Raw genomic sequence first — 15,976 nt, 5'->3', positions numbered from 1 at the left:
TAATGCTAAGTGTATTCCCCCGATCCCCCTGTGAATATACTTGAAAGGGCTATCTCGATTGCGAGATAGCCCGATTTTTTTAAATAAATAAGTTTAAGCCTGCTTCTTCTGCATCACCTAAATATGTTGCGACACCGCCCACTTCGATTCCATCAATTAATTCCTCTTTTTTAATGCCCATAATGTCCATTGACATCGAGCAAGCGACAAGTTTGACACCTGCGGCCATGGCATTTTTCATTAATGTTTCAATGTCGTCTACATGTTTCTTTTCCATGACGTATTGAATCATTTTTGGTCCCATGCCTGCCATGTTCATTTTTGATAATGGGAGGTCATGAACACCTTTTGGCATCATCATGCCGAACATTTTCTCAAGCATATCTTTTTGTACCGGAGGAGCGTCTTTTTTCCGTAAAATATTTAGTCCCCAGAATGTAAAGAACATCGTTACTTTTTTGCCCATTGCCGCCGCACCAGATGCGATAATAAACGATGCAATCGCTTTATCTAAATCTCCGCTAAACACAACGATCGTTGCCCCGTCTTTTTTCGTTTCTTTTATAGATGGAGTCGGTGCTGTCGTTCCTTTTTGAATATAGGCGATAAACATTTTATTTTCGAACGTAGTTTTTAGTAACGTGTTCCCTGTTTTTTTACACCATGATTGAATGTCGCGAGCAAATCCTGGGTCCGTTGCTTTTACTTCTAATACGTCGCCATCTTTTAGCTGTTCCATTGTTTGATATACTTTCATAATTGGGCCAGGGCATTGAAGTCCGCATGCATCTAATGTTGTTGTCGCTTGAACATTCATGACATCGACACGCTCCACTTGTTTTTCTTCTTTCTCTGTTTGCTGTGCTTCATATTCGTTGTAAACAGCGGCATATGTTTTATATCCGCCATCTAAGTTTTTCGCACGGAAGCCATGTTGAGTTAATATGCGTGCTGCTAAATAACCGCGTAATCCTACTTGGCAATAAACGTAGATCGTTTCATCTTTTGGTAGCTCGTGAAGTCGTTTGCGTAATTGCCCGAGCGGAATGTTGATTGAGCCTGGAATAAATCCCATGTCGCGTTCCATTTCTTCACGAACGTCCACGAGGCATGCTCCGTTTTTCACTAATTGATTGACTTCATGCCATTGAATTGTTTCGACCATGTTTTCAATCATATTTGATGCAACGTACCCTGCCATATTGACTGGGTCTTTAGCCGATGAATATGGTGGTGCGTAAGCTAATTCTAAATCTGGTAAATCGAATACTGTCATTCCACCTTTGATTGCTGTTGCAATGACATCAATTCGTTTATCCACCCCATCGTAACCGACCGCTTGAGCACCGAATATGCGACCGGTTTTGCGATCGAACAATAATTTTAGGGCGATTGGAAACGCACCTGGATAATAGCTTGCATGTGAATTTGGATGGATGTGTAACACTTCATATGCGATGCCGAGACGTTGTAGCGTTTTTTCGTTGTTTCCTGTTGCGGCAACCGTCATATCAAATACTTTTGCAATCGCTGTGCCAAGCGTTCCGTTGTAACGTACGTTCCGGCCATAAATATGGTCGGCAACGATTCGACCTTGGCGGTTTGCTGGCCATGCGAGCGGAATGTGAGTCGGCTTGCCGTTAATATAGTCAATCACCTCAATTGCATCACCAATCGCATAGATGGATGGATCAGACGTTTGTAAATATTCATTGACTTGAATGCCACCCCGTTCGCCAATAGTTAGTCCTGCTTGTTTGGCTAATTCATTTTCTGGTTTTACGCCAATGGCTAAGACGATCATGTCCGTTTCGATCGTTGTTCCACTTTGTAAGCGAACGATTTTTCCTTTTTGCTCAAATGATGCAACGCCATCTTCTAAAATGAGACGAACGCCTTTATCTCTTATATGTTGGTGAAGAATCGCCGCCATTTCATAGTCAACGGGTGCCATAATTTGTTTTGCCATTTCAACGAGCGTCACGTCTATGCCGCGCTCCCATAAGTTTTCCGCCATTTCTATACCGATAAAACCGCCACCGATGACGACAGCTTTTTTCGGTTTCTTTTCATCTACATATGATTTGATTCGATCTGTATCTGGAATGTTGCGCAATGTAAATAAGTCGCTTGCTTCTTCTATGCCTGGAATGTTTGGTTTGATCGGGCTTGCTCCAGGTGATAAAACGAGATAGTCATAACTTTCTTCGTACGTTTCACCTGTTGGTAAATGTTTCACAGTTACCGTTTTACGTTCGCGGTTGATCGCAATCACTTCACTTTGAATGCGGATGTCGAGATGAAATTTTTCCGCCATGCCTTCAACCGTTTGAACGAGCAAAGCATCACGCTCTGCGATAGCACCGCCGATATAATATGGAAGACCACAGTTTGCAAACGAAATATATTCTCCACGTTCAAACATCACGATTTCTGCTTGTTCATCTAAGCGGCGTAGACGAGCCGCTGTTGTTGCGCCACCAGCTACACCACCAACAATGACAATTTTTTTGCTCATATTGATCAACCTCCTTACATTGTGAATTGTATCACAATAAAAATTATAGATGAAGGGGTATTAGTATTTGTTTGTGACGAATATGTGAATGTTTTCACCAAAGAACATTGTTGTATTGGTGATAGAGATATTTGTATAATTTGGTTGAAGAAAAACTTGCACAAGGGTGGGGAAAGTATGCATCCAAGTGTAACGTTTTTAAACTTCGACAACACGTATACGTGGCAACGAAATCTTCTCCGTTTTCCTCATGAATGGATCGATATGTATGACATCGAAGGAACAAATTTATATTGTGATGATGATGCAATAAAAGAAATTGAAAAAAGAATTGCACGTCGCCATACGAGAGGGATGACGTTGATCGGAAGCGGCAACTATCATTATGTTTCATACGTATTGCTTAAGCAGTTTCACGAGCCGTTTACACTCGTATTGTTTGATCATCATACAGACATGAATGAACAAACGCTGTTTCCGCTTCTGTCATGTGGCTCATGGGTATCATATGCTCAAAAACATGTTCCGACATTAAAACACGTTGTCATGATCGGTTCAGCAACTTCGTACGTATCTTCACATGTCACGACTTTTCCAAAAAATGATGTGATGTATGCGCCAATGACGATTGTGCGCGCCATTCCGACAAAACATGTGTACATTAGCATAGATAAAGATGTGCTTCGCCCACAAGATGCACAAACAAACTGGGACCAAGGGACGATGTCGTTACAGATGCTTTTGACTTACATCGACTATCTTTTCCGGTACAAGCATGTGCTCGGTGTTGATGTATGCGGTGAGGATCGAACATTTTGTGTAAAAAATGAGCAAGCAAATGAAGCGATTATACGCGCATGTTTCAAACATATGCCGATATCATCTGCGTCGTAACATTTTGTGAACACAATAAAAAAAGGATAGATGTTTTCCGCCTTGCGTACTATAATGGATATTGAAAAAGGTTATCATTATTAATTGGGGGATTATGTATGGTTGCGATGACGCAATTACGAGTTGGGGAACGTGCAAAAATTGTTGATTTATCGCGAGTAAGCGATTTAGTAAAAAGAAGATTGCTAGACATGGGGGTTACGGAAGGGGCGGAAATTTGTTTAAAATGTACGATGCCACTTGGTGGTCCATTTATGATTGAAAATTGCGGACAATGCGTCGGCATTCGTCGCAATGAAGCAATGAACATTCAGGTGAAGCCGTTATGATGCATATTGCGCTTGTGGGTAATCCAAATACAGGAAAAACATCGTTGTTTAATCAGTTAACCGGCACGTACGAATATGTTGGAAACTGGAGCGGCGTGACCGTTGAAAAAAAAGTGGGTGTTTTGCGAAATAAACAAGCAAAAATGATTGATTTGCCTGGCGTATATTCACTTCATCCACTTTCCCGTGATGAACGAGTGGTGACGCAATTTTTATTGACGGAGTCGTTCGATGAAATTTTAAATATCGTCGATGCCTCACAACTAGAACGGAATTTATTGTTAACTGTTCAACTACTAGAATTCGGTAAACCACTAGCGATTGCTTTAAATATGGTCGATGTCGCAGAAAGACGCGGGATATTCATTAATCAAGAAAAATTGGCAGCAGCGTTGCGCGTGCCAGTTGTCCCTGTCATTGCTCGCACAGGGAAGGGATGTGATCAAGTAGAGCATTTGTTGCTTGAAAAAGCAACAGAGCAAACAGAGCCTCTTACTCTTTTTTATGGTAGAACGATGGAACGAGCAATTGAGCGCTTTCGTGCCGCATGGGGAACGGAGGAGAAATTCCCTGTCCGTTGGTTAGCTATTCAGTTTTATGAAGGGAATAGCTATGTTCGTGATTATGTAGCAAAAAAATTGCCAGAAGCAACATGGCGCTCATTGTATGAACAAGCAGAAAAAGAAGTGCAACAAACAGAGCAAATGCCACCTGCACAGCTCATTTATGAACGGCGCCGTTCATTTGTAAAAGAAATCATTGAACAATCTGTACAGCGCAAAGAAATCGGACGGGTGACGCTAACGGATCGAATTGATGCTGTTGTAACAAATAAATATGTCGGTATTCCGCTTTTTTTATTGGCGATGTATATTTTATTTCAACTTACATTCGACTGGCTCGGAGCACCGCTTTCCGATTTGCTTGACGCATTTTTCGCTGGCCCGTTGACGAATGTGGTCACAGCGATGTTGGAAGCCATCGGGGCTTCTGAATTTATTCGTTCGCTTATCGTCGATGGCATTATCGCAGGAGTAGGCGGCGTGCTTGTATTCGTGCCACAAATTTTCATTTTGTTTTTCTTTATTTCGTTTTTAGAAGATTCGGGATATATGGCGCGTGTAGCGCTTGTCATGGATCGATTAATGGAAGCGGTCGGATTAAACGGAAAAGCATTTATTCCGCTTATTATTGGATTCGGTTGTAATGTTCCTGGCGTCATGGCAGCACGGACGATTGAACAACCGCGCGAACGGCTTGTGACGATGTTGTTAACACCACTGATGTCTTGTTCGGCACGTTTGCCTGTATATGCTTTATTTGTCGGTGCGTTTTTTGCTGCACATCAAGCGATTGTCGTTCTTTCGTTATACGTTCTTGGCGTCTCACTTGCTCTTATACTCGCTAAGCTATTTTCATTAACGATCTTAAAAGAAGAAGCATCCGTATTCGTCGTTGAATTGCCACCATATCGTATGCCCCAGTGGCAAGCATTATGGCGCAGTACGTGGGATAAAGGAAAAGGATTTGTGAGAAAAGCAGGGACGTTCATTTTTGGTGGTTCCGTTGCTATTTGGCTCTTATCTTATGTCGGTCCACATGGTGTAAATGTAAATATGGACGACAGCTTTTTAGCGATGATTGGTGGTGTGCTTGCGCCGTTACTTGCTCCGCTTGGATTTGGTACGTGGCAAGCTGGTGCCGCGTTATTAACCGGATTTTTAGCAAAAGAAGTCGTTGTGTCGACGATGAACATTATTTATCACGTGCCGGATGTCGAATCGCTTCAAGGACTCATGGCATCGCACTTTACTGCTCTATCTGCATTTAGTTTTATGGTATTTGTTTTATTATATGTTCCATGTTTAGCAACTGTTGCGACGATTTATAAAGAAACACGTTCGCGAAAATGGACGATGTTTTCGATTGGTTATGCGCTAGTTTTAGCCTATATCGTTTCGTTTGTCATTTACCAAGTCGGAAGCTTATTCGGCTTCTAAAGGAAGGGATATACATGATCGCAAATGTTGTCATCGGATCGGTCATTTTCGGATATGCAGGATGGACAATTTTCCGCTTTATTCAAAAAAGTAAACGTGGCACATGCGCTGCTTGCTCAGTCAAAGGATCATGCGGCACAAATTGTCATGAAAAAAGCTGACTTCGGTCAGCTTTTTTCAATAGATGATGCGAAAGGTCGTTTCGTGAGGGACGGTAGGAATGGCGTATTGTTCTACTCGTTCGACACGTGCAAACGGTGGTCCTTTTTTTATTTCATCAACAAATGCTTCTACTCGCTCTGTCTCGCCTTGAACTTCCATTTCGATCATATGGTCGGCTTCACAGTTTTTTACCCAACCGGTTAAACCCCGCCTTCTTGCTTCATATTGGGCAAAGTAACGAAAACCTACACCTTGTACGCGACCGTGCGCAACAACGGAATAACGAACGATCATCTGTTTATCTCCTTCGCTAAAAATTTTCTATAAAAATCATACAACAGTCTACCTTGTATTGCATACGTTGAATACGTAAAAAGATGAATGAGGAGGAACTGTTGTGAACGAGACAGATCGTTACATTCAAAAAGCAGTGATGTACGACTTATTAGCGCGCTACTATCAATATAGAGATCATGATCAATATGAAAAGTATATGCGAAAACATATGGAGTATGTAGAAAAACTTGCGAAGTCACGCGAGGAAGAGCGAGTGGATGATGATGGACGCATTCGTCTGTTTCACGCTTCACCGAATGCCCCTGCAGTTGACGTATACGTGAATGGACAAAAAATATTGCGCAATATGAAATATAAACAACTAAGTCAATATATGAAAGTGACAAAAGGAGAGCATCGCATCGACGTGTATCCAGCAGGACATACGACGTCTCCAGTTCTAAGTCAAACCATTCAAGTCTTGCCAAAAATGGCGTATACGCTTGCGGTCATTGGTGACGTACATCGCTTGCAACTTCTTTCTATTCTCGATGAACCATATGCACCGTATGGAAAGGCGAAAGTGCGTTTTGCTCATTTCTCGCCCGATGCGCCAGCGGTAGATATTGCGCTACGTGGTGGGGATGTGTTGTTCCAAAATGCTTCGTTTGGAAAGGTGACGAATTATATTGAGGCGCCAGTCAACGAAAAATTGCATGTCGATGTGCGGGTGGCAGGGACAAATCAAGTCGTTTTATCGATTCCCAATGTGCGCTTCCAACCGAATAAGTCTTATACGGTCGTTGCCGTCGGTTACGTATCCCGCACTCCTTCATTACAGGTGTTAGTATTAGAGTCATAAACAGAGAGAGCGTTGATCGAAATGATCAAGGCTCTTTTCGCTTTTGGCGTTGTTCGTATAATGTTTCGAGATGTTGAGCGATCGATTCATCGAATTGTTGTTCAAGTTGTTTTTTGATTTGTTTTGCAAGTGTAGGGCTTGCTCCCCCTGTTGTAATAGCAATTTGTAATTTTCCACGTGAAAAAAAGGCAGGTACATGAACGTTGCCGAAAAGATGGTTGCTCGCTACGTTGACAAGTTGATTTGGGGATGCATAGGTAGCGATTTGTTCATTGATGTTTGGATCATTCGTTGCGGCAATAATGAAAAAAGCATCGGCATAGTCGCTCGGTTCAATTGAACGTGCATGCCACGTAATTCGCTTTTGTTCGGCTAAATGAACAATGGCGTCGATCGCTTTTGGGCTAATGACGGTAATGCAAGCCCCTTCATCAAGAAGAGGGAGGAGGCGGCGATACGCAATTTGTCCGCCACCGGCAATGACCACTTTTTTTCCTACCATTCGTATGAAAAGAGGAAACATATGCCCTACCTCCATTCTTTGACTTGTTGTTCAACGAGACGATCTAATACGTCATACGTCCGAATCGGAGGATATAATGTAAACGATACGTCGCTCGTTTGTTGTGCTTGAAGCGTTTCATGAATATAGTCAAGCAGCTGTCCGAAAAATAAAATGTATGGCACAACGGCCACTCGTCTGTGCTTCGCTGTTTTGGCAAGCGAAGTGACAACGTCAGAAAAAGAAGGAGAAGCAGCTGCTAAATAACACGGATAGACGGGGATGTTTGTTTCTCGTTGCAATAGATGAGCAATTTGTTTGAAATCAGCTTGCGCGTCTATATCGCTGCTTCCACGGCCAACGAGCACGATCGCATCAGCAGGTTCGAGTGTATTCGATATGGCGGAAACGATACGACGTTGTACGCCGAACGGTTTTCCATACGTCATCGTGACAGCGGGAAACATCTTTTTTGCTTGTTCTAATTCATATGGAATGTCGCGTTTTGCGTGGTTAGCCGACAATAGTAAAAGCGGAATGGCTAAAATGGCAGTTGCTCCATCATGAACGCAACGTTCCACCCCTGTGACAATATTCGGTTCACATAATTCTAAAAAGCATATATGTTGAATGGGGATTGAAATGGAAGAAGAGAGGCGTTCGACGAAAGCGACCGCCTCTTTTTGTCCTTCTATGGAACGACTTCCGTGACAAATATATAAAACAGCTTGCATACGTCTACCTCATTCCATGTGCAATTTTTTCTTCTAACATTGTTTCAAACCATTGCAGTTGTTCATGTAGGCGAACGACTTCCCCGACAATAATAATGCTCGGGTTCGAGATGGATTGTTTTTTTACCGCTTCTACAATCGTATGTAACGTCGCTACGATCGTTTTTTGTTCGGGAAGCGTTCCCCATTGGATGACGGCAACAGGAGTTTGTGGATGTCTGCCGTACAACTGTAATTGTTTACAAATGAAAGGGAGATGTTTCACGCCCATATAAATGACGAGCGTATCAACTCCTTTTGCTAAATGTTCCCATTGTACCGCATCCGTTGCATCGAGTCGGCGATGACCTGTGACAAATGCAACGCTTCCGCTAAAATTGCGATGAGTGACAGGAATGCCTGCATATGCTGGAACGGCAATGCCAGATGTCACTCCGGGAACGATTTCAAACGGAATGCGATGTTTCATAAGTGCTTGCGCTTCTTCACCACCACGTCCGAATAGAAAAGGATCGCCGCCTTTCAATCTCGTGACAAATTTCCCTTTTTTCGCATGCTTCACTAAAAAATGATTAATTGTCTCTTGTTTCATTGTATGGTAATTTGGTAACTTTCCGCAATAAATCAAATCAGCATCGCGCTTGGCGTACGACAGTAGCTGTTCGTTAATGAGGCGGTCGTATAAAATCACATCTGCTTGTTGAATACATTTTAATCCTTTTACTGTAATGAGCTCAGGATCCCCAGGACCAGCGCCGACTAAATATACTTTCCCCATTGTCTCCTCCTAAATCCACTGTTTATTTTTTAGATAGGAAATGATTTGTTGAACGCATTGTTCAATTGAATATTGATCCGTATCGACGACAAGTTCTGGCGAAAGCGGTGGCTCATATGGTGAATCAATGCCGGTAAAGTCGCGAATTTCTCCATTTCGTGCTTTTTTATACAGTCCTTTTGGATCGCGTTGCTCACATGTTTCAAGCGGACAATGAACATAAATTTCGATAAATTCATCTTGCTCGAGCTTGCTGCGAACGAGTTGACGGTCTTGACGAAACGGAGAAATAAAGGCAGTCAGCACGATTTGTCCACTGTCTACGAACAATTTTGCTACTTCACCAATGCGGCGAATGTTTTCTGTACGATCTTCGGCAGAAAAACCTAAATCGCTATTTAAGCCGTGACGCACGTTATCGCCATCAAGCACGTAACATTGAATGTTTTGTTCAAATAATGTTTTCGCGACCGCGTTAGCTAATGTGGACTTCCCAGACCCTGACAACCCTGTAAACCAAAGAACGAAGCTATGGTGTTTATTTTTTTTTCGTCGATCTTCTTTTGTTACACTTTCTTGATGCCAAACGATATTCATGAACGGCCACCTCCGACTGTTTGTAAACCATCCATCAGCACGCGCACAACTTCTGGGCGACTGAATGTGCTTGGTGGCATTTCACCAGCGCGCAACATTTCCCGTACTTTTGTTCCAGACAGAACGACATGAGCGGTTGCATCGTGCGGGCACGTTTTCGTTGACGCCATCGCTTCACATTTTGTGCAGTAAAAGCTATGTTCGAAAAAGAGAGGGGTAATGCCTAGCTCTTCGTTTGTAAACTGCAAGAAAATTTTTTGAGCATCATACGTGCCATAATAATTGCCAACTCCCGCATGGTCACGGCCGACGATAAAGTGGGTGCAACCAAAATTTTTACGTACGAGTGCATGAAAAATGGCTTCACGTGGACCTGCATAGCGCATTGCAGCTGTAAATACACCGAGAAAGACGCGATCTTTTGGATAATAATGTTCAAGTAATACTTGATAGCTTTTTAAACGAATGTCTGCAGGAATGTCATCTTCTTTCGTTTCGCCAACGAGCGGATTTAAATAAAGACCGTCGACGATTTCAAGTGCACACTTTTGAATGTATTCGTGGGCGCGGTGAACGGGATTGCGCGTTTGAAACCCGACGACTGTTTTCCAGCCAAGTTCCGCAAACCGTTGCTTTGTTTCTTTTGGTGTAAAAAAGAATGGCGAAAAAATTCCTTTATCTGTTTGACGCACAAGCTTCACAGGTCCACCGATATATATATCCGGTTTTTCAAATAATTTTTTTACGCCAGGGTGTGCCACGTCTTCTGTTTGGTATACAAGACGCGCTTCTTTTCGCTTGTCTGGGCGATATATATGTTGCACTTCCATGGTGCCGTACACCGTTCGGTCATACACGAGTTCGACTTCTTCTCCGAGCGATAGTTGTTTCGCTTGTTGTTCTGTTACTGCAAGCGTAATGGGGATGCTCCATACCGCTCCATTTGTAAGCCGCATCGTTTCGACAACCGACTCATAATCATCTTTTCCTAAAAAGCCAGTGAGCGGTTCATATCCGCCGATGGCCAGTAATTCAAGGTCACTTAACTCTGCTTTACTTAATACGATTTGTTTCATGTTCAATACCTCCTAAACTTATTATTCTTATAAAATAACTAGGTTTAAATGCCGCCACCATGTTCGTGAAATGAGCGACGTTCCTCTGTGATCGTTTTTTTTAAGCTAATCGTTCCAAGTGTGGCGAAACAAACGCTCACAATCGCAATAGCTGTATAGACGTCGCTATGAAGCAATAATTTAATTAAACTATATGAAACAGCTAATGCAAAAATAGGCGAGACAACCCACACTTTTAGCACTTGAATGACAATTTGCTTTTGCCAAATGGAAAAGCCGCTTTTCGTTGTGCCGATACCGATAATGGCTGATGTCGTAATTTGTGTCAGTGGAACGGGAAGACCAAAAAGAGATGAAACGATGACGAGCGTTGCTCCGATTCCTGAAATAACGCATCCTTCGAGCTGAGAGAACGTCGTAATTTTTTTTCCGTTCGTTTCTAATACGCGGCTACCGAGCAAAAGCGCTCCAAGGGCAACGAATAACCCGCCGAAAATGATCCCGTGTTGGACGGATAGTAAACCTGCTCCAACGAGAGGACCGACCGCGTTGGCGACATTGTTCATTCCGGCTGAAAACGCCTCGAAAAATCCAGCAATAATAAGCAAAAAGCCGATCCATTTGTTTTGTTTGACGGTTTTTCCTTTTAGCCATTTGCTAATGAAAAAAGCGAAAGAAAACGCAGCAAGCGGTGTAATGAGCCAAAACGATACAATCCATATGAGCTTGCTCACATATACGCTTTGATACGCAATACCTGCCCCAACGACCGCCCCGACTGTAATTTCGCTTGTCGATAGCGGAATACCGAGCACGTTGGCCGCAAATAACGAAATCGTTGCTGCTGCTAAGACGATGACAACAAGCTCTGTTTGTAAAATGGATGGAGGAACGAGGCCAGAGCCGATCGTTTTCACAACTTCTCCTCCGCTTAAACTGCCGAGGAAAATGGCGATGGCGCATATGAGTAAAGCGATTCGTTTATTTGGCAATGTGCCAGAACCGTAAGCAGCTCCCATGGTCGCAGCGGCTCCGCTTCCCCCAATGTTCATCGCAAAGAAAAAAGCAATCATAAAAGCAACGATGACCAAATCACTCCCCCCTTTATGATTCGTGCAAGCCGCATTCTGTTTTTCCTAGCCCAGCCCATCGACCAGAACGTAAATCTTCTTCTGTATAAGCAGGGGCTGTACACGGTGCACAACCGATGCTCGGATATCCGCGGTCATGAAGCGGATTGTAAGAGAGATTGTGGCGATGCACATAGCGCCATACGTCTTTCCACGTCCAGTAAATGAGCGGACAAACTTTAATGTTTTGAAACTTTTTATCGCGATTAATAAATTCAACATGTTGTCGTGTTGGCGATTGTTCACGGCGCAGTCCTGAAATCCACGCTTTTTTTCCTGTCATCGCTTCTCGTAGCGGAATAATTTTTCTTAGTTCACAGCATTTGTTCGGGTCTCTTTTCCAAAGTTCTGCACCGAATTGTTTCTCTTGTTCTGCAAGTGATACAGACGGTGTTTGCAAATGAATGCGCAAGCGCGGGTATGCTCGTTTGACTCGTTCGATCGTTTCGTATGTTTCAGGAAAATGTAAATGTGTATCGAGAAACACAATGTGAGCATCATCCTTCACTTGAGAAATGAGATCAATGAGCACGATGCCTTCAATGCCAAAACTGCACGCATACAAAAGATCGTCACCATAATGGGCATACGCCCATGAAAGCACATGTAATGCTCCTTTTTCGTTATTATCGATTGGAAAAGTTGGTTTTTGAACGTCATCCCACGTTTCATACGTAATCATATCTCATCTCCCTTTCGTATTCGTCGCCCTTTATGTTTGATTGTTTTAAATTTTAACACAATTCATTCATATGTCAATCCTAGTTTTTCTATCGGAATTTATTTTTTAAAAAACGTCATGGCAAACGAAAAAAAACATGATTATACTGTTTGTATGGGAGATGTTGAAGGGAGTGGAATATGTTTGCGGCTCATTTTATTAGAAGAATACGATGAGCGAACGATGGAATTGGCACGTCCGATTTATGATCGCCATCGTCGTGTATTGTTAGCAGCAGGAAGAAAAATTCATCCTAAATATGTAGAACGTTTGAAACAAATGGATATTCGCTACGTATTTGTTGAAGATTCGGTGTCTGAAGGCATTACTTTAGAAGAGTTGCTCGATATGCCATCATGGATGGATGCGATTGAAGTTGTTCAACAATCGTTTGATGCAGTACGAAAGCGGGAACAATTGCCGCTTCGTTCGTTGTTTAAACTAGCGGTAAAGCTCGTTGATGAAGTGAAAAAAAGAAAAGTGTTAGCGGTCATTCCGGCGACATCGCTTGAAATGGAAGCACAGCCTTACGCTCATGCTGTGAATGTCGCATTATTGTCATTGCAATTAGGGAAGAAGCTACATTTGAACGATTTACAGTTGCGCGATGTCGCGCTTGGTTCGTTGTTTCATGACATCGGAAAAGAAATTGAAGGAGAAGCGCATCATACCGTAAAGGGATTTGAATATTTACGAAAAGAGCGGGAACTTAGTTTATTATGTGCACATATGGCGTATCAACATCACGAACATGCAGACGGCTCAGGTACACCGCGCGGATTAAAAGAAACGGATATTCATTTGTACGCCCAAATTTGCGCTATTGCCAATGAATACGAAAATTTAATTTCCGCTGAATTTGTGCCGCCGCACGAAGCGCTTGAGATTATTATGGCGCGAAGCGGTATTCGGTATAGCCAGCAGCTTGTGCGGCTTTTTGTTGGCACGATTCCTGCCTATTTGCCGGGAACAATGGTCAAAATGAGCGACGGAAGAAACGCAATCGTTACAAAAATTGTTGAACATATGCAACGTCCGTACGTACGGTACACGGATACACATGAAGAAATTGCGCTCGCGGATCATCCGTCGCTTCTAATCGTTGGACAGGCGATTTTATAATTTTTTGCGTAAATTTCCGAGCTCTTCAGCGATCGCTTGCATTTCGCTCGGGCTAAACGATGGCTTTTTCATCACCATATCGTATATATCTTTTAATTCATCATATAGTTGCTCGTCGAAATGATCTGGTTTAATCGCATCAAAATTTAATACTTTTAATTTTTCTTTGATTTGCTCAATCATTTGTTCAACTGATAAACGCACAATCGTCATCCTTTCATATATGATTGTGTTCATTGTATCATTGTTTAACTATTCATTCTACTTTGAGAGGTGAAATAAAGTGATTCGTGTGTTATTTGTTTGTTTAGGAAACATTTGTCGTTCTCCGATGGCGGAGGCGGTATTTCGACATCTTGTGAAGCAAGAAGGACTTGATCACGTCATTTCTGTTGATTCAGCAGGAACGGGAAACTGGCATATCGGTAAACCACCTCATCATGGCACACAGCGCATTTTAACAGAAAAACAAATTGATTTTACAGGATTGAAAGCACGACAAGTTACAAAAGAAGACTTTCATACATTTGATTATATTATTGGCATGGATAGCGATAATATCGCTCATCTTCGCCGTCTTGTCGGCGATGATTGTCGTGCGGTGATTGCTCGCTTTATGGACTTTGTGCCAAACCGTCGCGTAGACGATGTTCCAGATCCGTACTTTACAGGAAATTTTGAAGAAGTGTACGAATTAGTCGAAGAAGGGTGTAAACATATATTAGAGCGCGTGAAACGAGATCATTCATTGTAAGGAGGAACAGGCGATGGGAAAGGGGAAATGGTTGGCATTCGCTGGGATTGCTCTGTTGTTGACGAATAAAAAAGCGCGTCAAGTGGTAAAAGAAGCGTGTCGTGAATGGATGGATGATGTGGAAAGAATAAAAGAGACCGTACAGCAAACGAGACAACATGTCGATGAAATGGTGAATGATTTGCAGTTTATTGTGAATAAACTAAGTGAAGTAAAAGAAACAACGCCGCAAGTGATGGAGTGGATTGGGGAACTGATTCGCAAACGCTCGACATAAGGAGCAAGGTGGTGAAAGATGATTATTAGTTTTTCCGTCGTCCGAGAGCTCATGAAACGGTTCGATGAAGATGAAGTGTTCGATTTATCGGCTGAGTTGGCATATTTCTTTTTGCTTTCGCTATTCCCGTTTTTGCTGTTTTTGCTGACGTTTTTATCGTATTTGCCCATTCCGCATGAAGATGTAATCGCCTTTTTAAGTCAATATGCTCCGAGCGAAACGGCACATTTAATTGAAACAAACATTAAGCAGCTCATGGAATTACAAAGCGGAAAATGGTTATCGTTCAGCGTACTTGCAACCGTATGGGCTGCATCGAACGGGATGTCCGCCATTATTCGCGCCTTAAATCGTGCATATGATGTAAAAGAAACGCGCTCTTTTTTTGTTGCACGTGGGGTTTCCATTTTGTTTACATTTGCCATGATTTTCGTCATTATTGTGGCGCTTGTTTTTCCTGTATTCGGAAAAATGATCGGTACATTCCTTTTTTCAGCTTTTGGGCTTTCCGATGTGTTTTTACGCATATGGGAAACGATTCGTTGGTTTGTTAGTTTCATCATTTTATTTTTTGTTTTTTCTGTGCTATACGTTTTTGCGCCGAGCAAATATGTTCGTTTTCGTGACGTATGGAGCGGTTCGCTATTTGCCACAGTCGGTTGGATGGTTGTCTCTCTTGCTTTTTCGTATTATGTGAATCAGTTCGGTAACTATTCGGCGATGTACGGTAGTCTAGGTGGCATTATTGCGCTAATGGTTTGGTTTTATTTGTCCGGTATGATGATTGTATTAGGTGGAGAGTTAAACGCTATCTTTTGTTGTAAACGAGAAGGAAACATGCGCATACGGTAGTTATTCCCTCTTATAAAAAAGCCTCGCTGAAACCATATTACAAATGAACGTCGTTATGAAGGGGGACTATTACGTGACGAAAAAAACGAAAAAGGATGGCGGAACAAAACAAAAAGGAAAAAGCCGCCCGAAACATAAAACGAGCAGTAGCGCAAACGGACAAAACGGATACCATTAAAGAGAAGAGGGATGTGTTGCACATCCCTCTTATTCTGCAATTTCTTCGTGATGATAATATGTTTGGTTGTAAATATGTTCGATTTCTGCATCCGTCATGTAAACAAGTTGCTCTTGATTAAATCCACGCAATTTTGTAATAAACTCAATCATATTTTTTCTTTCTTCTCTACTCATCATGATCGCTCTCCCCTCTGTTTTAAAACAGTTTATTT

General features: G+C 42.3%; 20 protein-coding genes. 9 read left to right on the top strand and 11 right to left on the bottom strand.

What is annotated here, in order from left to right:
- Window positions 1–79: 79 nt before the first annotated feature.
- A complete protein-coding gene (cdr, locus tag EKC99_RS06680) occupies window positions 80–2,518 on the bottom strand; it encodes a CoA-disulfide reductase (RefSeq protein WP_163151152.1) in 2,439 nt (812 codons plus the stop codon).
- Between the two features lie 177 nt (window positions 2,519–2,695).
- On the opposite strand from cdr, the gene EKC99_RS06675 reads away from it, so the two are divergent.
- The 4 genes from EKC99_RS06675 to EKC99_RS06660 all read left to right on the top strand — a co-directional run bounded on the left by EKC99_RS06675 (window position 2,696) and on the right by EKC99_RS06660 (window position 5,902).
- The gene (locus EKC99_RS06675) at window positions 2,696–3,412 is read left to right on the top strand and encodes an arginase family protein (protein WP_163151150.1); all 717 of its coding nucleotides are present in this window, start codon (window positions 2,696–2,698) and stop codon (window positions 3,410–3,412) included.
- A 98-nt stretch (window positions 3,413–3,510) separates the two neighbouring features.
- Window positions 3,511–3,741 (top strand): FeoA family protein, encoded by a 231-nt coding sequence (locus EKC99_RS06670; protein WP_009360812.1) that lies wholly within the window; start codon window positions 3,511–3,513, stop codon window positions 3,739–3,741.
- On the top strand, window positions 3,738–5,741 hold the full coding sequence (feoB, locus tag EKC99_RS06665; RefSeq protein WP_163151149.1) for a ferrous iron transport protein B: 2,004 nt from the start codon (window positions 3,738–3,740) through the stop codon (window positions 5,739–5,741). The genes EKC99_RS06670 and feoB overlap by 4 nt, the downstream gene beginning before the upstream one ends.
- 14 nt (window positions 5,742–5,755) lie before the next feature.
- Window positions 5,756–5,902 carry a FeoB-associated Cys-rich membrane protein gene (locus EKC99_RS06660; protein ID WP_019418590.1) on the top strand — a complete coding sequence of 49 codons (147 nt, stop codon included), beginning with the start codon at window positions 5,756–5,758 and terminating at the stop codon, window positions 5,900–5,902.
- Between the two features lie 16 nt (window positions 5,903–5,918).
- Here the strand turns inward: EKC99_RS06660 and EKC99_RS06655 are convergent, their stop codons facing one another.
- Window positions 5,919–6,197 (bottom strand): acylphosphatase, encoded by a 279-nt coding sequence (locus EKC99_RS06655; protein WP_009360814.1) that lies wholly within the window; start codon window positions 6,195–6,197, stop codon window positions 5,919–5,921.
- A gap of 103 nt (window positions 6,198–6,300) precedes the next feature.
- On the opposite strand from EKC99_RS06655, the gene EKC99_RS06650 reads away from it, so the two are divergent.
- Window positions 6,301–7,041: a DUF4397 domain-containing protein gene (locus EKC99_RS06650; protein WP_163151147.1), complete on the top strand. Its 741-nt coding sequence runs from the start codon at window positions 6,301–6,303 to the stop codon at window positions 7,039–7,041.
- A 25-nt stretch (window positions 7,042–7,066) separates the two neighbouring features.
- Here EKC99_RS06650 and EKC99_RS06645 read toward each other — a convergent pair whose 3' ends face one another.
- Genes EKC99_RS06645 through EKC99_RS06615 form a run of 7 tightly spaced genes read right to left on the bottom strand, consistent with a single transcriptional unit; the run spans window position 7,067 to window position 12,540 of the window.
- Window positions 7,067–7,564 (bottom strand): NAD(P)-dependent oxidoreductase, encoded by a 498-nt coding sequence (locus tag EKC99_RS06645; RefSeq protein WP_163151145.1) that lies wholly within the window; start codon window positions 7,562–7,564, stop codon window positions 7,067–7,069.
- A 5-nt stretch (window positions 7,565–7,569) separates the two neighbouring features.
- Entirely contained in the window at window positions 7,570–8,277 is a 708-nt protein-coding gene (locus tag EKC99_RS06640) for a sirohydrochlorin chelatase (RefSeq protein ID WP_163151143.1), read from the bottom strand.
- 4 nt (window positions 8,278–8,281) lie between these two features.
- Complete coding sequence (gene cobA / locus EKC99_RS06635) at window positions 8,282–9,055, bottom strand: uroporphyrinogen-III C-methyltransferase (protein ID WP_163151141.1); 774 nt, start codon at window positions 9,053–9,055, stop codon at window positions 8,282–8,284.
- Between the two features lie 9 nt (window positions 9,056–9,064).
- Window positions 9,065–9,652 (bottom strand): adenylyl-sulfate kinase, encoded by a 588-nt coding sequence (cysC, locus tag EKC99_RS06630; RefSeq protein ID WP_009360819.1) that lies wholly within the window; start codon window positions 9,650–9,652, stop codon window positions 9,065–9,067.
- Entirely contained in the window at window positions 9,649–10,728 is a 1,080-nt protein-coding gene (sat, locus tag EKC99_RS06625) for a sulfate adenylyltransferase (protein ID WP_163151139.1), read from the bottom strand. Before sat ends, cysC begins: the two co-directional genes overlap by 4 nt.
- A gap of 44 nt (window positions 10,729–10,772) precedes the next feature.
- Window positions 10,773–11,819, bottom strand: coding sequence for a sulfate permease (locus EKC99_RS06620; protein ID WP_163151137.1), 1,047 nt, complete (start codon window positions 11,817–11,819; stop codon window positions 10,773–10,775).
- 13 nt (window positions 11,820–11,832) lie between these two features.
- On the bottom strand, window positions 11,833–12,540 hold the full coding sequence (locus EKC99_RS06615; RefSeq protein ID WP_163151135.1) for a phosphoadenylyl-sulfate reductase: 708 nt from the start codon (window positions 12,538–12,540) through the stop codon (window positions 11,833–11,835).
- 183 nt (window positions 12,541–12,723) lie between these two features.
- Here EKC99_RS06615 and EKC99_RS06610 point away from each other — a divergent pair, with 183 nt between their 5' ends.
- Entirely contained in the window at window positions 12,724–13,701 is a 978-nt protein-coding gene (locus EKC99_RS06610) for an HD-GYP domain-containing protein (RefSeq protein ID WP_163151133.1), read from the top strand.
- Here the strand turns inward: EKC99_RS06610 and EKC99_RS06605 are convergent.
- On the bottom strand, window positions 13,696–13,914 hold the full coding sequence (locus EKC99_RS06605; protein WP_019418581.1) for a DUF1128 domain-containing protein: 219 nt from the start codon (window positions 13,912–13,914) through the stop codon (window positions 13,696–13,698). The two genes, EKC99_RS06610 and EKC99_RS06605, sit on opposite strands and share 6 nt — an antisense overlap.
- A 70-nt stretch (window positions 13,915–13,984) precedes the next feature.
- Between EKC99_RS06605 and EKC99_RS06600 the strand changes: the two genes are divergently transcribed.
- Genes EKC99_RS06600 through EKC99_RS06590 form a run of 3 tightly spaced genes read left to right on the top strand, consistent with a single transcriptional unit; the run spans window position 13,985 to window position 15,584 of the window.
- Complete coding sequence (locus EKC99_RS06600; protein ID WP_009360825.1) at window positions 13,985–14,455, top strand: low molecular weight protein-tyrosine-phosphatase; 471 nt, start codon at window positions 13,985–13,987, stop codon at window positions 14,453–14,455.
- Between the two features lie 13 nt (window positions 14,456–14,468).
- Entirely contained in the window at window positions 14,469–14,732 is a 264-nt protein-coding gene (locus tag EKC99_RS06595; protein WP_019418580.1) for a hypothetical protein, read from the top strand.
- A gap of 18 nt (window positions 14,733–14,750) precedes the next feature.
- A complete protein-coding gene (locus tag EKC99_RS06590; protein WP_009360827.1) occupies window positions 14,751–15,584 on the top strand; it encodes a YihY/virulence factor BrkB family protein in 834 nt (277 codons plus the stop codon).
- Window positions 15,585–15,791: 207 nt separating this feature from the next.
- On the opposite strand, the gene EKC99_RS06585 is transcribed toward EKC99_RS06590, so the two are convergent.
- Window positions 15,792–15,938 (bottom strand): BH0509 family protein, encoded by a 147-nt coding sequence (locus EKC99_RS06585; protein WP_033383638.1) that lies wholly within the window; start codon window positions 15,936–15,938, stop codon window positions 15,792–15,794.
- Window positions 15,939–15,976: the final 38 nt, after the last annotated feature.

Source organism: Anoxybacillus sp. MB8, from assembly GCF_011006755.1.
GTDB classification, from domain to species: domain Bacteria; phylum Bacillota; class Bacilli; order Bacillales; family Anoxybacillaceae; genus Anoxybacillus; species Anoxybacillus gonensis.
This window is presented reverse-complemented; position numbering and strand designations above follow the sequence as displayed.

Excerpts from the sequence above, each read along its gene's own strand:
- cdr (WP_163151152.1), bottom strand. The coding sequence starts at position 2,518 with ATGAGCAAAAAAATTGTCATTGTTGGTGGTGTAGCTGGTGGCGCAACA.
- EKC99_RS06675 (WP_163151150.1), top strand. The coding sequence starts at position 2,696 with ATGCATCCAAGTGTAACGTTTTTAAACTTCGACAACACGTATACGTGG.
- EKC99_RS06670 (WP_009360812.1), top strand. The coding sequence starts at position 3,511 with ATGGTTGCGATGACGCAATTACGAGTTGGGGAACGTGCAAAAATTGTT.
- feoB (WP_163151149.1), top strand. The coding sequence starts at position 3,738 with ATGATGCATATTGCGCTTGTGGGTAATCCAAATACAGGAAAAACATCG.
- EKC99_RS06660 (WP_019418590.1), top strand. The coding sequence starts at position 5,756 with ATGATCGCAAATGTTGTCATCGGATCGGTCATTTTCGGATATGCAGGA.
- EKC99_RS06655 (WP_009360814.1), bottom strand. The coding sequence starts at position 6,197 with ATGATCGTTCGTTATTCCGTTGTTGCGCACGGTCGCGTACAAGGTGTA.
- EKC99_RS06645 (WP_163151145.1), bottom strand. The coding sequence starts at position 7,564 with ATGTTTCCTCTTTTCATACGAATGGTAGGAAAAAAAGTGGTCATTGCC.
- EKC99_RS06640 (WP_163151143.1), bottom strand. The coding sequence starts at position 8,277 with ATGCAAGCTGTTTTATATATTTGTCACGGAAGTCGTTCCATAGAAGGA.
- cobA (WP_163151141.1), bottom strand. The coding sequence starts at position 9,055 with ATGGGGAAAGTATATTTAGTCGGCGCTGGTCCTGGGGATCCTGAGCTC.
- cysC (WP_009360819.1), bottom strand. The coding sequence starts at position 9,652 with ATGAATATCGTTTGGCATCAAGAAAGTGTAACAAAAGAAGATCGACGA.
- sat (WP_163151139.1), bottom strand. The coding sequence starts at position 10,728 with ATGAAACAAATCGTATTAAGTAAAGCAGAGTTAAGTGACCTTGAATTA.
- EKC99_RS06615 (WP_163151135.1), bottom strand. The coding sequence starts at position 12,540 with ATGATTACGTATGAAACGTGGGATGACGTTCAAAAACCAACTTTTCCA.
- EKC99_RS06605 (WP_019418581.1), bottom strand. The coding sequence starts at position 13,914 with ATGACGATTGTGCGTTTATCAGTTGAACAAATGATTGAGCAAATCAAA.
- EKC99_RS06595 (WP_019418580.1), top strand. The coding sequence starts at position 14,469 with ATGGGAAAGGGGAAATGGTTGGCATTCGCTGGGATTGCTCTGTTGTTG.
- EKC99_RS06590 (WP_009360827.1), top strand. The coding sequence starts at position 14,751 with ATGATTATTAGTTTTTCCGTCGTCCGAGAGCTCATGAAACGGTTCGAT.
- EKC99_RS06585 (WP_033383638.1), bottom strand. The coding sequence starts at position 15,938 with ATGAGTAGAGAAGAAAGAAAAAATATGATTGAGTTTATTACAAAATTG.